13 protein-coding genes are annotated in these 14,337 nt (G+C 50.0%); 10 read left to right on the top strand and 3 right to left on the bottom strand.

The window, feature by feature from the left end:
- The 9 genes from Q8O92_14490 to Q8O92_14530 form a co-directional block, all read left to right on the top strand.
- On the top strand, window positions 1-462 hold a 462-nt coding region (locus tag Q8O92_14490; protein ID MDP2984524.1), incomplete at its 5' end, for a DUF4159 domain-containing protein.
- Window positions 463-759: 297 nt separating this feature from the next.
- Entirely contained in the window at window positions 760-1,224 is a 465-nt protein-coding gene (locus Q8O92_14495) for a hypothetical protein (GenBank protein ID MDP2984525.1), read from the top strand.
- Window positions 1,225-1,293: 69 nt separating this feature from the next.
- On the top strand, window positions 1,294-2,631 hold the full coding sequence (locus tag Q8O92_14500) for an outer membrane protein transport protein (GenBank protein ID MDP2984526.1): 1,338 nt from the start codon (window positions 1,294-1,296) through the stop codon (window positions 2,629-2,631).
- A gap of 13 nt (window positions 2,632-2,644) precedes the next feature.
- On the top strand, window positions 2,645-3,103 hold the full coding sequence (locus Q8O92_14505; protein ID MDP2984527.1) for a hypothetical protein: 459 nt from the start codon (window positions 2,645-2,647) through the stop codon (window positions 3,101-3,103).
- Between the two features lie 25 nt (window positions 3,104-3,128).
- Window positions 3,129-3,719: a hypothetical protein gene (locus Q8O92_14510; protein MDP2984528.1), complete on the top strand. Its 591-nt coding sequence runs from the start codon at window positions 3,129-3,131 to the stop codon at window positions 3,717-3,719.
- Window positions 3,720-3,966: 247 nt separating this feature from the next.
- A complete protein-coding gene (locus tag Q8O92_14515) occupies window positions 3,967-4,650 on the top strand; it encodes an energy-coupling factor transporter transmembrane component T (GenBank protein ID MDP2984529.1) in 684 nt (227 codons plus the stop codon).
- The gene (locus Q8O92_14520; protein ID MDP2984530.1) at window positions 4,641-5,972 is read left to right on the top strand and encodes an ATP-binding cassette domain-containing protein; all 1,332 of its coding nucleotides are present in this window, start codon (window positions 4,641-4,643) and stop codon (window positions 5,970-5,972) included. Before Q8O92_14515 ends, Q8O92_14520 begins: the two co-directional genes overlap by 10 nt.
- A gap of 369 nt (window positions 5,973-6,341) precedes the next feature.
- A complete protein-coding gene (locus tag Q8O92_14525; protein ID MDP2984531.1) occupies window positions 6,342-8,183 on the top strand; it encodes a T9SS type A sorting domain-containing protein in 1,842 nt (613 codons plus the stop codon).
- Window positions 8,184-8,650: 467 nt separating this feature from the next.
- On the top strand, window positions 8,651-9,805 hold the full coding sequence (locus Q8O92_14530; GenBank protein ID MDP2984532.1) for a T9SS type A sorting domain-containing protein: 1,155 nt from the start codon (window positions 8,651-8,653) through the stop codon (window positions 9,803-9,805).
- A 147-nt stretch (window positions 9,806-9,952) separates the two neighbouring features.
- Here the strand turns inward: Q8O92_14530 and Q8O92_14535 are convergent, their stop codons facing one another.
- Window positions 9,953-11,743 carry a DUF362 domain-containing protein gene (locus tag Q8O92_14535; protein MDP2984533.1) on the bottom strand — a complete coding sequence of 597 codons (1,791 nt, stop codon included), beginning with the start codon at window positions 11,741-11,743 and terminating at the stop codon, window positions 9,953-9,955.
- 314 nt (window positions 11,744-12,057) lie between these two features.
- Between Q8O92_14535 and Q8O92_14540 the strand changes: the two genes are divergently transcribed.
- A complete protein-coding gene (locus Q8O92_14540) occupies window positions 12,058-12,228 on the top strand; it encodes a hypothetical protein (GenBank protein MDP2984534.1) in 171 nt (56 codons plus the stop codon).
- Between the two features lie 139 nt (window positions 12,229-12,367).
- Here the strand turns inward: Q8O92_14540 and Q8O92_14545 are convergent, their stop codons facing one another.
- Together Q8O92_14545 and Q8O92_14550 are read right to left on the bottom strand one after the other, a co-directional pair.
- The gene (locus Q8O92_14545; GenBank protein ID MDP2984535.1) at window positions 12,368-13,279 is read right to left on the bottom strand and encodes an SMP-30/gluconolactonase/LRE family protein; all 912 of its coding nucleotides are present in this window, start codon (window positions 13,277-13,279) and stop codon (window positions 12,368-12,370) included.
- 191 nt (window positions 13,280-13,470) lie between these two features.
- A partial coding sequence (locus Q8O92_14550; protein ID MDP2984536.1) for a tetratricopeptide repeat protein occupies window positions 13,471-14,337 on the bottom strand: 867 nt, incomplete at its 5' end.

The raw sequence follows: 14,337 nt of genomic DNA on the forward strand, positions 1-14,337 counted from the left end.
ATGGGCGGAGGTATGCTTATCATGGAGAATGCGAAGCCTGGGGATGAGGCTCTCCGCAATAAACTCCGCGGACTCATGGTTTCCCTATTCGAAGATCCTCTGCTCTTAGAGATTGGACTAAAACCCCTCACGAAAAAAGAGCGAGAAGAAAAAATAATTCCCGCTATTGAACCTATTCCCGGAGACCATCCCATCTATCACTGTTTTTATGATTTCAAAACCGGGCCTCCGGAGGGCGCCGGCCAGGAACTCGGCGCGCTTCCCCATAAGATGCAGCCCTATCTCGAAGGCATGTTTTACCGGAGAAAACTTATCGCGGTGTTTTCAGATCGTGGATACGGCCTCTGCTGGGGTTCGGCGGATAGATACGAGGAACAGGTGAAAATGGGAGTTAATCTGGTAGTGTATAGTCTCATTCAGCGGCACGGGCAAACTGTTAATTTGGCAAACGCAGAGAGATAATTTGATGAAGAGTACGTGGTTATACATGACGACATAAATATATCCGCATGTTTTGAGTGTTTGGATCCTGAAACGGTTTTATCGTTCCCTCGAAGCGGCAACGAGTTCAGGATGACACGTGTCATGCCGAACTTGTTTCGGCATCTATTTTAAAAAAGAAACGCAATAAAATATGTCGTCATGTATAGTCAATACCGAAACATACATAAAAGGAGAAAGAAAGTAAGTCCTATGAAAAACTCTTTGACACTACTAATAGCCCTTTCGGCGGTTGTGGTACTGGCGGGGTGTGCGCCAATGGTGTATATAAATTCCCGTCAATTGTCAGTCGATGAAATTATCTCTATGTCAACGCAGGGGGTCGGTAAGGATGTCATCATCCAGCACATCAATTCTACCCATTCCAGGTTCAAGCTCACCTCCGAAGATATCGTAAAACTCACCCAGGCAAAGGTAGACCCCGATGTTATCAAGGCGATGCTCAAGTCGGAGGATGCCTATTCGAATGAGCGGGATTACCCATATTCGCGCTGGGGTAATCAGTACTGGAGTTATCCATATTACAATTATTATTGGTATGACTATCCTGGCTACTACAATTATTATAGACCGTACTCTTATAATAGATCTTATTCTCCTTATAGATCTTATTCTCCTTACTACTATCGCGGTTACGATGGTCGCGGTTACGGTGGATATCGGGGCTACAACGAACAGCGCAGGGGAGGCGGAGAGCCGAGAGGCGGCATGAGGCGCAGATAAAATCAGGATTTTACATGTGCGCATGGGATTTATAAATGCTTAACCATAAGGTAAACAGCAGGAGAGATTATGAAAAATATACGGCGTATACTGGTCTTGTTCCTCGCTCTGATAGCGTTTGTTACGGCAGGCCCGGCGGTACGCGCACTCGCTCAGGAAGTTGTCACCGATAACGACATCGGGGCAGGGGCGCGGGCCATGGGAATGGGCGGCGCTCAAATTGCAGCCTCAGAAGATATCTCCGCTGTCGCTTATAATCCGGCGGCGCTGACCCGGCTGAAGCTGGTCGAGTTCCAGTTGGGCCTGAATTTCTTGAGAAAAAAAATCGATACCTCTCTCTATAGCTCCAAAGGTATCGGCAGCGCCAATGCGACTACCGATTTTTCCGGTCTCGGCGCCCTTGGCCTGGCCTATCCGATACCGACCGACCGTGGCAGCCTGGTTTTCGGGATCGCCTATAACCGGGTGAAAGATTTCACCGGAAGATTCAGAGCCGAAGGTTACAGTGACGTACTCAGCGGAAACTACACCGGAGAATCGATCGAAAGCGGCGGGCTCGGAATGTACTCCCTGGCCGGCGCGGTGGATGTCTCCCCCAATGTTTCTGTCGGCGCCTCGATCGATATCTGGTCCGGGAACTACAAGCGGGACAGCCGTCAGCTTCTGAACGATCCCACGAAAACATATTCTCAGCTTGACCTCACCGGGGCTGACGACAATATACAGGCGGTCAGCCTGAAACCGGCGTTTCTTTATTTCATCGACAATTTTCGTCTGGGGGGTTACGTCCGCCTCCCCATGACGTTCCATATCGATGAGGATAATTACCAGGAGTTATACAGCCGCAGCGACGGCAAGTATTTCCAGCTCCGCGAAATAATCGATCCTACCTCGTCTTTCACCGACGATTCTTCCGCCCAGCACCTGAACTACAGGATCGATGCGCCCATGCAGTTCGGGCTGGGAGCTGCTTTGGGAGGACCGGGGAAGACAGTTCTTGCCTTTGATATAAGTTATCAGGACTGGACACAGGCCATGCTCAAATATCCTTCCGATTATGCGCCGGATCCCACCTATTTCCTCGACAAGTATAGAAACACCGCTACCTGGAGTGTCGGAATCGAGCAGCCGCTGCCCCGCCTGCGCGCCGTTGTCCGCGCCGGATATATGCGTAACCCGCTCATATTCAAAGGTCCGCGGGGAACGGAAGCCGGAGCGCCTCCCATATCGGTCACAAACGAACGCGATTATCTGACTCTCGGATTCGGGGCACAGCTCGATCCGAGCTTCGGAGTGGATGTAGGATACGCGCACGGGTTCTGGACCGAGGAGGAGGGTCCCCGCACCGACAAGGAAAGCCATAACAATATATTCCTCTCCATCAACTACCGCTCGCCGCTCAGATAACTGGAAAGGTGATATGAGACCGGTTATAATCGCTGTTGTTTTATTGGCTTTGGCGGCGGGTTGTTCACTCTTATACGAAGGGGGAAAGGAAGCCCCAACCAAAGAAGTCAAAGTTTTTTCCACTGGCGAAAGGGCGGAATATGACATCATGCTCAATGTCTATACTGTCTGGTATAAGAACGGACAGGTGATGTTTCGCGCCACCGGCTGGAACGGCTCGCAGGGATATCCCATGCGGTGGGCCCCCACGACTCTTGGGGCGGTGGACCGGAGAATTCAAACCGACCGGGAAGGAATTCTCTTTAATTATGGACTGACAGACGGGAAGAAGATTCGCTGGGGGGCATTCGATAAGTATGAGGGTTGGTTTGAGGGCGGCAAAAAAAAATATGAATATTCCTACCGAACTCGAAAATTCATCGAGTGGAACAACCAGGGAAACATAATAAAACAAGTGAACCAGGCGGAATAATCGCTAAGGAGAACCGTTAATCCCCTTGACATTAATTCTACGTATGAAAGAGTTTGACGCCGGTCTTATTGCTCTCGGAGCAGCATTGAATGTTTCAATCGGCTATCTGGTGGGATTGCTGAAGCTCCCTCTCTATCTCGATTCGATCGGCACGATACTCATTTCGGCTCTCTGCGGCTGGATGTACGGGATAGTGGTCGGATTTGCGGCGCTTATCATTCTGGCGCTTACCACCGCCCCTACGGTCATAGCGTATGCGGGGACGGTTGTGATTATTGCTGTTCTTTCCGATTCATTTGCCCGGATAGGTTTTCTGCGGAGAACATGGATAACCATCATCGGCGGGATACTCCTTGGTCTCGGCGCCGCCGCCGCTTCAACCCCGGTAACCGCATTCCTCTATGGCGGTGTTTCTCTGGCCGGGGCGGATGCCATCACCACCTTTTTCAAGGCGACCGGGATGCCTCTCTGGAAAAGCGTCCTCCTGGGAAGCCTGGTTACCGATCCTGCGGACAAACTGATCACTTCCCTCATCTGCCTCGGATTAATTAAATCGCTCCCTCCCCGAATACTTGAACAAATAATAAGAAAGACAAGGATGAAGGATGAGGGATGAAAAGATTATCCGGGTATTCCATCAGATAAGGTTCGTGATTGTGGATAAAGATGCCGAAACAAGTTCGGCATGACACATGTCATCCTGAACTCGTTGCCGCTTCGCGGGAACGATAAAACCGTTTCAGGATCTAAAATGTTCAACGATGAATCAATCCCAATAAAATCAAGTTAATCATGGAATCAGGCTAATCAAGGTTCAGATAATCTTTCTCTTTGGGTTTTAGGCTTTGGACTAAAGAATCCCTATGGCACTCCATCCCCTGACCCACATAGTCATTGCCGGAGAAGCCGCCGTTCTCATGGCTGTGCTTCCTGTAGACGAGGGAGCGGTTGTTTTCTCCTTCGGGCTGTTCGCAGCGCTGGTTATCCCTTCACATACCGAAGCACGAATCACGGGGACGCTCCTCCGGGTTCTCGCACTTGCCGGACTGTTCCTTTTTCTCATCCACGGAGTGAGGTGGAATCCGCCGGGGGTGATATTCGAGGGTCTCCGTACCGGACTGGCGAGCTTCCTCCATATCGCCGCCCCGGTAACCGCTGTTCTCTACCTCTCCCGCCGTATTCGCACGGAAGAACTCTTTGCATTCATGCTCGATATACGAGTGCCTGCAGCGGTCATCCTCATCCTTTTCCGCACGATATGGCTTGTTCCACGGCTAACCGAACGGATGGACGAGGTGATCGCTGCGATGAAACTGCGGGGCATACGTATCGATACTCCGATCCGGCGCCTGCGGGCGCTGGCCCCGGCTCTCGGCGTCATTTTCGCCTCTATGATCGGTGAAATCTCGGAGAATTCGCTCATCCTGGCCTCGCGAGGATTTCTGCGCCACGTCCAAAAAACGCATATCCTTGAACTGCCTTACCGCCGGTACGATACAGCGCTCATACTCATTTCCACCCTCATCACGGCGGCGGCATGGTTCTGAGTGTGGAAAACCTCGGCCTCTCCCTGGGGAAAAAACGGGGGAGTATATTCCGGGATGTTTCATTCAGTCTCGGTGAGGGCGAGACTGCCCTTCTCGCAGGGAAAGCCGGTTCCGGCAAAACCGTGCTCGGCCTGGCCCTCTGCGGATACCTGCCCCTCTGGGCGGGCAATTTCAAGCTGAGCGGAAGGATTGAATGTCTCGGCGGGCAGGTGGAGCAGGGCGTCAACCGCCCCGAAGCCGGTATCCTCCTTGAGAATCCCTATACCCAGCTTTCTGGCCTCAAAGGCAGCGTCCTCCAGGAGTTGGCATTCCCGCTTGAATGTCTCGGCGTCCCCCGCGCCGAAATGCCTGCGGTTATCGAACAGTATTCCGCTCTGCTCGACATCGGGCGCATCCTGAACCACCCGGTGCGCGCCCTTTCCGGCGGCGAGCTTCAACGGGTACTGGTGGCCTGCACCCTTCTGTCCCACCCGCGCTTCCTTTTCCTCGACCGTCCCCTGACCGAAATCGATGCCGGTTTCCGTCCCATTCTCCTCAACCTGTTCCGCTCCCATGCGGATTCCGTACAGGGCGCAGTGCTCCTGGCGGAAGACCCCTGGCTCATGCCCGGCGAGACCTTCAAGCAAACTGTCCATCTCGGGAGGGAAATGGAGAGACACAGCGAGCTGCGTCTCTACCAGGAGTCCGGAGAACCAAGGAAAAAACCTTCAGACGGGCTTCTCCGTGTGGAAGACGTCTCTTTCGCTTACCCGCGGGGCGACAGGGTTCTGGATAAACTGTCTTTTTCCGTCGGGGAGGGCGACATCGTGTTTGTCGCCGGGCCGAACGGCTCTGGGAAAACCACGCTCGCCCGTATCATCACCGGCGTCCTCGCCCCGTCTTCCGGAGAGATATTCTACTCCGGCCGCCCTGGGAAAAAAATGGAACAATGGGAGATTGTATCACTGGTCGGTTTCGCCATGCAGAATCCCGACCTGCACCTTTCCCGGCGGACGGTCGGCGAGGAGTTTGTTCTCGGCGGAGAAGAATTCCGCCCCTCGCCTGAGCTTGTTGATATTCTGGGACTCAACCGTTTTCTCACCGCACATCCTCTCGAGCTGACCCAGGCGGAAAAGAAACGCCTGGTCATGGCGCTCGCCCTCGGCGGAAACCGCCGGATAGTCATTCTCGACGAGCCTTCCCAGTACCAGGACGAGGACGGATTCCATCGGATGACTGAGGCGGTAAGCCGCTCCGCCGCCGAAGGGAAAACCCTGCTCATCATCACCCATGATCCCCGCTTTTATCAGGCGTTTCCCGATGCCGGGGAAATTGCCCTGTAAAGCATTTGACATTTGATAATTTCTTCGCTATTTCTACAGTACCGTTCAAATGGTGAAGCTGCAACATGCCGCAATTTTTTTCGGGAATTTCGGAGGCGCCCCATGAAAAGAGTTCTCTTCTGGATAAACACTTTCCTGCTTCTTGCGATTTTTTTAACGGCATCATCTTCCGCCTTCGCCGGTAATTTCTCACCGAAGGTACTTAAAATTCGAGCGATGAATTATATAGGGTATAAATTTGATATGAGTTCAATTAATATTCCAGTCTCTGTGGATGGAACATCAGCCAGATGTATATTCTTGATATTTACTTCAAATAAAGGAGGGGACATAAAAGGAGTAGTAAACGGTCATCTTGGCTGGCATTACATGAACCAAATCGATACCTGCCTGTATGTCTCCAATCCTTTTTCTTTCTCCATAGGACCAAATGTTGTAACATGGAATGGAAAAGTAGGAGGCGGGAGAATTCTTCCGTTCGGAATTTATACCTTTTATATCCTGGCCTATGACGACATTTCACCCGGTGTAAAAGTGACGAATTTCATCGATTCCCGAAGGTTCGTGGGCGCGCATATAGTAAATAAGGGTGGGGACGGTAAATGGTTGGCTAATCCGGTGATTTTCGATGCTCTCCCCTCGTCTTCATCCGAACCTGTTGAAGTTGTCCGTAATAGATGGCGAATTGGCGATAACCCGGCTGATAGAACGTTTCTGGAAAGCACACGATATATCTCAACTGGCGAGGCGCCGACTTTAGCGCTCGATCCAAAGGATCCGCTCAGATATTTCTTTACCCAGTCGATCATACCAAATGAAGTCATTCTGAGGAAATGGGAATGGGCGTCGCGGTCGGAAGCAGTACTTCAGACTAACTGGGGCAATGGCGGGAAAGCGTCTTATCCTTCATCTGAATATCCTTATCGGCCGTCTTTTGGCGGGCTTGTGAGCGATAATGCGGACCAGCTATTTTTTCCTTATCTGTGGCAGAAAGAAGGCCGCTTTATCCCCAATATCGACTCGGGAGTCGCCGCGGTGAGTATCCATGATGGAACCTTTTTTCGGAAGATAGACCTTTCGAACTGGTGGAGCAGTCCGCCCGATGCAATCGCCCGTCCGGGATTCCTTTCATTCAGTGATGGCATGCTTTATGTGACCTCGCCCTATTCCGGCCTTGTGCAGATGATAGACCCCTATACAGAAAATCAATCCAACCTTGTGCGGTGGATGAACGGTTATGGCGACGGCATCTGGGACAAAACCCCTTTCCCCGGCGCTTCGGAGGCGACATGGGCATTTTTCGGGTCAACCTCGCCGCCCAATCCCGGCAGTCTCTCACCGGATTCGAACGGTTTCTCCCTTTTTCCCGCCACCGGGCTGGGCGCTGCGTCTTACGGTCTTTTTTCCCCTGACGGAACAGGGTTGGGGTACTTCCCGATCCCCGGAATGTCAGATGGAGCAGTTTACGGCTTGCATGTCATTCACTATGATTCCCCATTTGATGGTATATATTACAGCGGGATTGCAAGTAACGGCGACAGCGCAGGAGTGTGGTATCGTGGGTATGATTCAGTGAAAGGGATTATTGCCGGTTATGATATGATTGCGTCTTACATCCGTGTACTAGATCCCCGTGAAGGCGATAAGTTGGAATCCGGAAAGATGTGGAATATCACATGGGATTCCCTTGGTGTAAGCATAATACGTTTAGAGTTTTCACCGGACGGCGGATTACATTGGACCACAATTGCGGACTCGCTCCAGGCTGAAAAACGATATTTTTCCTGGATTGTTCCGGATGTAAACTCCTCAAACTGCTTTATCCGGGCTGTCGATATAAATTTCTCACCGCTGTTCTGGGACCCCGATGAAGTGAGAAGCTACCTCTCCGGAAAATTCTCTATCATGGGAAAGTCAGGGATTTCGGAACAGAGTGATCAGGTTCCCCGTCCATTCGTCACCGCCTCCAACCACCCGAACCCGTTCAATCCTTCCACCGCCATCAGTTATAAACTCGGTATGCCCGGAAAAGTGACTATTTCAGTATATAATACACTCGGCCAGCAGATTCAGAAATTCGATCTGGGGGAAAAGGGAAAAAGTGTGCACGAATTTCTTTTCGACGGCTCCGGGCTGACTTCCGGGATTTACTTTTACCGAGTGGCGACTGAATATGCAGAGGCGACAGGGAAAATGCTTTTGATGAAATAAGATAATCCGGCAAAAAGTCACAGTGAATTTTATTTTCAGAACGATAAGACAATATTATGTGATTTATTGTGTATTCTATGCTCTTAAAAAAACTCACCCCCTGACCCCCTCTCTTGAAAATAGAGGGGGAGAACCATCTGCTTATTAAACTATGATCATCATACCAACGCTTTAAGCGTACCCCTCTCTTAATAAGAGAGGGGATCAAGGGGTGAGTTACTTCCAATAAAAAGATATTATATAGTGTTCTTTTGTCCTAATGAATATTTTCGAAATTCTTTTTTGCCGCATCATCTTATAAAATTAATCTCAAAAAAACACAAAAAGAAATATTACCCTTTATTCAAAAGTCTCGTATTTTACTGTTTGATTTATTACTCGAACAAAAAAGTTTTATGTAAAAAAGATAGTAATGGTGAGCGTTGTAACTTCATATATGTTTTTCAGCTTTTTAAAAGGAGCCTCAAGTGAAGTCGTTACCTGTATCCATGTTTTTCTTTATTACTATCAACATCCTGTTCGCTTCTGCTGCATATTCCCGGAGTAACACGATTCCCCTGATTATCGACCATAATTGTACCCGTCTTTCGGCAATTCCAAACGCTTGGATACAGAAAGCCAAAAACGATTTGCATATAGCTTACGGGCACACCTCTCACGGCAGTCAGTTGATAAGTGGAATGATCGGACTGGTCAGTTTTAAGGGGACTCTTTATTCTTTCGGCGCCGGGGGGGCAAACGGCATTCTCGATCTTCGCGACACCCCTTTTTCCGGCGCGTATGATCTCGGCAATCCTGACAGAACGACATGGGCAACTGCCACACGAAATTATCTCGGCAGACATCCTAAAACGAATGTTATTATCTGGTCATGGTGTGGTCAGGTCAGCAACGCTTCGAAAACCGACATCGATACCTATCTTGGTCTCATGAAAAGTCTTGAGAATGATTATCCTGCTGTCAGTTTTGTTTATATGACCGGCCACCACGATGGGACAGGACTGACAGGAAATCTGCACATCCGTAATGAGCAGATACGTGAATACTGCAGGGCGAATAACAAGATACTGTATGATTTTAACGACATCGAAACCTACGATCCCGATGGACAGTACTTTGGAAATAAAATTCCCAACGATAATTGTGATTATGATTCCAATGGCGACGGGAAGCGAGAAAGCAATTGGGCGGTAGAATGGCAGAATACACATCCAAAGGAGTGGTACAGCTGTGATTCAGCCCATAGCCAGCCTCTGAACGCCAATCTCAAAGCATATGCAGCGTGGTGGTTGTGGTCAAGTCTTGCGGGATGGCCAGGTGTCGGAACCGATGTTGAGAAAGAAGGCACTGTATTGCCGGAGTTATTAAATCTTAAACAGAATCGCCCGAACCCGTTCAATCCTTTCACCGCTATCCGTTACGAGCTTGGCATGCCGGGAAAAGTGACTATATCCGTGTATAACACGCTCGGACAAGGGGTACAGAAATTAGACCTCGGGGAAAAGAGAAGAAGTGTGCACGAATTTCTTTTCGATGGCTCCGGACTGACTTCAGGGATTTACTTTTATCGTGTGGCGACTGAATATGCTTCAGTAACCGGTAAGATGCTTTTGATGAAATAAGCTCCTTACAAATGACTCAATTTAAGAGCGTTTGAGGTAAATAGATCCTGAAACGAGTTCAGGATGACACGTGTCATGCCGAACTTGTTTCGGCATCTACTTATGATCACAAACCTATCTAATGTCGTACCCAGATTCTTTTTTATTTTATTCCCCTGCCGGATCGAATGTAATGTCCTCGAGCCTGTCGCCATCGAGATCGCAGATATTGGCGGCAATCTTCACCGGCTGGTTTTTGGCATTCGTTTTCTTTACCTCTACTACGAGAGTGTTTTCGCCCTTGAGCAATGTGATGAATGTGGAAGGAGTCGGGTCGTATTGAAGGGGCGTGGAACTATATGACCTTCCCCTGCCGTTGAGAAACGCCCTGAAACTGCCGCCGTCGATCCCGAAAAGAAGCTGGCCGACAATCCCCTTTTTCAAGCCGTTTACCGTGAGAGCAAGGTAGAAGAGCGAATTTTCCTCGGCGGCATCGCTTCCGGGTATGGAGTAAAGGAGGCAGTCCTGATAACGCCCGCGGCCCAATAAAGGTTCGTTATCGATAAAAGTATCCCCATCCAGGAGTTTCCACTCATTCTCTGCGAGCCGGTCGCCAGACTTCGGCTTTAGCTCGCCGGCTTTATCGAGCGGTTTCTGGAAGGGGCCGAGCATCTGCCATTTGCGGATCCCCCGCGCCACATATTTGTTTGCCGCACGGGCATAATTAACTCTGATGGATTTGACCGGCGGCCCGGCGATGCCGATACGGTCTGGGCGCCATTCGCCAAGCTTTTTCATATGCGCCCACCGCAGAATGTCGAAATCAAGCGGGTTGAATCCCATCGCCATATTGGCTACCGCTTCGGCGGCGACAATATCCCCACCGGCAATTACCACGTTATGATTGATTCCGATGCCCATCTGTCCGCTATTGTGATTCATGACCGCCCAGAATCCTTCAGCGACTCCGTAGTCGGGTTTGATGGCGCAGGTCAGGTCGACAATCCCGCGGACGAGGTTCAGATCGCTCCCCTTATGAAACACCCCTTTGTGGGTCACCTTTGGGTCATAGGAGGTTGAATGCACACAGCCGATGAAGTTCTTCATGAACAGCGTAGTGCCAACGCTCCCGTGGGTTTTCAATACCGGTATGGTAATCAGGATATCTTTTTCAAGGACGGTTTTCGGTATGAAGACGCCTTTGCGGCGGCTCGGAGCTTTGTCCGATGTGCCGTCCCTGTCCCCCGGAGGAGTGAACTGTAACGCGCCTATCCCTGTCTTATACGGGTCGAAATCGGTAACATACACTCCCGCATCTTCATTGAGGTCGACTATGTCGACGACAGACTTGTTTTTTCCGTTGAGTTGCTCGACTATTTTTGTATAGGAAAGATTGTCGAATCCCTTGAACTCGTAATGCCAGCCGTCTATGTAGTTTCCGGGCTTGATCTTCCCTTTGGAATTATACCATTCCGCAGGACCCTCGGCTATAGTGATGCGGCGCGGCGCAACCTTTTCGATGAGATACTCGGCGACCGCTTTCACAACCCGCAGATCGGTTATCAGCGCGAGCGCGTCTTCGTCCCGTTCGAAATCCGGCGCCAGCCCCGGACGGCCATAGTATCCCTCCCGGGAAAGCCAGACTACCCGGACGATATTTGTTTTTATCACGACCCAGTTGTTCTTTTTTACAATTTTGGGCAGGCTCCGCGGCGATGTATCGCGGTCAAGGGCGAGCCAGACAATATCCCGAACCTGCTGGTAGGTAAGCTCGGCATCGAGAGGCGCCGGATTGCGGAGCTCCGGCTCATTGGATGCAGCAATGGTCACGAGGGGCTTTTCACCGACGGACGTTTGTTGTGCGGCGGAAGCTGCCTTTTGATGCGCCAACTGTTCCAGGCCGATTCCGCTCAATAAAGAACCTGCCGCGGTATTTTTTATGAATTCACGGCGTTTCATGGTTATTCTCCCCTGACATGTATGGATAATAGAGATGCCGATGCCCCGCTAAAGTAAGGAACTAATCAGACATGACACGAAATGAATAGATTCCGAAACAAGTTCGGCATGACATTTTCCAGTTACACATTTTTTTTCACCGGAGCAATAATGCAAATAAAACCTTTTTTCGTTTTTCATACAATTATTTTTTCACACCACACGAAGTAGTGGATAAAAGAGAGAAAGAACACCCACGTGTCCTTTTCTCTTAACAGTATGAAATCAGAAAAATATATTCTTGAAAAGGGACGAATTAAGAAAGAAGGAATGCCATGGAAAGATTTTCTGCCGGTGCTATCGATACGCTTGCGATATTTAAACGGTTGAAAAAAGCCGGTCTGCCCGAAGAAGCGGCCCGTGAGATTGCGATGATCATTAAAGAAGTGTTTGAAACAAACAAAGTCACGCGGTTCGAACTGGAACAAGTAAAAGTCAGATATTGACCTGAAAATCGAGCAGACTAAAACCGATCTGGTTCGCTGGGTGGCGGGTCTTATGATTACACAGGCGACGGTGATCGTGGTGCTGATTAAGCTCTTGTGATGATTTGACTGTTTTCCTCCGGACGGAACACAACCCCGGTTACAGTCCCTTATTTTTCATCCCAATGCTATACACCGCTCCGCCCACAGTAATAAAAAGCGTTCTTTTTTCTTTTCCTCCGAAACAGAGATTCGATGGACGAGCGGGTGTGGGGATTTCGTCGATACGTTTACCTGCGGGATCATATACCGACACATGATTCGAGAATGGAGTGATATACACATTGCCTGCTTCATCCACCTTCACACCGTCATATCCCTCATCGGCGAATATCTTTTTATCCTTCAGGGTTCCGTCAGGATTGATCGTATAAACGTAAGTCTTGTTTGTCCCCGAGTCGGTTACATACAGCCTGTCGCCTTTGGGGCTGACAGCCACCCCGTTGGGAAACTGAAGATCACTGGTAACCCGTACGATTTTCGAACGGTCGGGAGTGATATAATAGATGTGATCTCCGGCTTGTTCAAGGACTTCCTTGCTTCTCATGCTGTGATCGGAAAAGTAAATCCCCCCTTTGGCATCGATACAGGCGTCATTCGGTGCGTTCAGCTTTTTGCCTTCGTAGGAATCCGCAAGCATGGTCTCTTTGCCGTCGGGGGCTATCGCAATGACACTGCGCGCCCCTGTTTCACAGACAACGAGGTCTCCCCCGGCAGTGAACACCAGACCGTTGGCGCCGCGGGTATCCACGCGGAATACCTCGAGGCCCTTTTCCGGCGACCACATGAGAATGCGTGAAGACGCTCGATCGGTGAAATATACTTTCCCATCTTTTCCCCAGGCCGGCCCCTCGGTGTACCGTAATCCCTCGGCGATCTTTATTAATGCAGCGCCCTGAGCGACAGCCGGGTGATCGTTTTGGGATTCACTGCGCAGTGGAGTAACCAGATAAGTGAAGCATCCCAAAGCTGCTGTCAGCAGTCCTAAAAACAGTTTCTTACTGTAACCCATAGTATTGCCTCAAAGTATAAAGTTTTAAAAAAGATTGTCCGAACCACTGATGCGAGTGATTCATATGATAAAAGATGATGAAAAGATATAAAGAAAGAGGCTTTTGCAAAAGGCTCAAATAGTATAAGGTTTTTTAGGGAGCGGGGGAAGGGAAAGTTGGGGAAGCCGCCCTATATCGGTTCCACCGGACGTTATATCGAATCGCGCCGGGCTTTTTTGGCTTTTGCAGCATACTCGCGGGCCTTTTTGCTGTAGCCGAGCGCACGGTGGAGTTCGGAGAGATGATTGTACGAAATAAGAATATGCGGATGATGTGAAGGCACCTTTTTTTCCAGAATGGAGACAGCTCGCTCCTCATAGGTAACTGACATTGCAAGATCGCCTTCCGCCTCGAACAGCGTCGAAAGATTGTGATACGATGTGGCGAGTGATGGATGGTCCGGCGGAAGAATCTTCTCTCGGATACCAAGGGCCTTTTCCGAGAAGGAGCGCGCGTGTTCGAGGTCGCCCGAATCCCGATAAATCAACGCAAGGTTGTTATACGATGTGCCGAGTGATGGATGGTCCGACGGAAGAGTTTTCTCTGATATGGCGAGGTCTTTTTCCGCGAACGAGCGTGCGCGATCGAGGTCGCCCAAATTCTGATAAATTACCGCGAGATTGTTATACGACGTGGCGAGTGATGGATGGTCTGGCGGGAGAATCTTCTCATGTATGCTAAGGGACTTTTCAGCGAACAAGCGTGCGCGTTCGAGATCGCCCAAATCTTGATAAATTACTGCGAGGTTGTTATACGATTTGGCGAGTTTGGGAAGGTCCGGCGTGAGAATCTTTTCCCAGATGCCGATCGCCTTTTCTGCGAAAGAGCGCGCGCGTTCGCGGTCGCCCAAATTTTGATAAATCATTGCGAGGTTGTTATACGACGTTGCAAGGGATGGATGGTCCGGCGGGAGAATTTTCTCCCGGATGCCGAGCGCCTTTTCAGCGAATGAGCGCGCGCTTTCAAAGTCGCCCAAATCCCGATAAATTGATGCGAGGTTGCTATACGACGTTGCGAG

The organism is Candidatus Latescibacter sp., assembly GCA_030692375.1.
Classification (GTDB): domain Bacteria; phylum Latescibacterota; class Latescibacteria; order Latescibacterales; family Latescibacteraceae; genus JAUYCD01.

Bases quoted from the DNA above. Each gene is read 5' to 3' on its own strand.
- Q8O92_14535 (MDP2984533.1), bottom strand. From the start codon at position 11,743: ATGAAACGCCGTGAATTCATAAAAAATACCGCGGCAGGTTCTTTATTG.
- Q8O92_14505 (MDP2984527.1), top strand. From the start codon at position 2,645: ATGAGACCGGTTATAATCGCTGTTGTTTTATTGGCTTTGGCGGCGGGT.
- Q8O92_14500 (MDP2984526.1), top strand. From the start codon at position 1,294: ATGAAAAATATACGGCGTATACTGGTCTTGTTCCTCGCTCTGATAGCG.
- Q8O92_14545 (MDP2984535.1), bottom strand. From the start codon at position 13,279: ATGGGTTACAGTAAGAAACTGTTTTTAGGACTGCTGACAGCAGCTTTG.
- Q8O92_14520 (MDP2984530.1), top strand. From the start codon at position 4,641: ATGGTTCTGAGTGTGGAAAACCTCGGCCTCTCCCTGGGGAAAAAACGG.
- Q8O92_14540 (MDP2984534.1), top strand. From the start codon at position 12,058: ATGGAAAGATTTTCTGCCGGTGCTATCGATACGCTTGCGATATTTAAA.
- Q8O92_14515 (MDP2984529.1), top strand. From the start codon at position 3,967: ATGGCACTCCATCCCCTGACCCACATAGTCATTGCCGGAGAAGCCGCC.
- Q8O92_14495 (MDP2984525.1), top strand. From the start codon at position 760: ATGGTGTATATAAATTCCCGTCAATTGTCAGTCGATGAAATTATCTCT.
- Q8O92_14525 (MDP2984531.1), top strand. From the start codon at position 6,342: ATGAACCAAATCGATACCTGCCTGTATGTCTCCAATCCTTTTTCTTTC.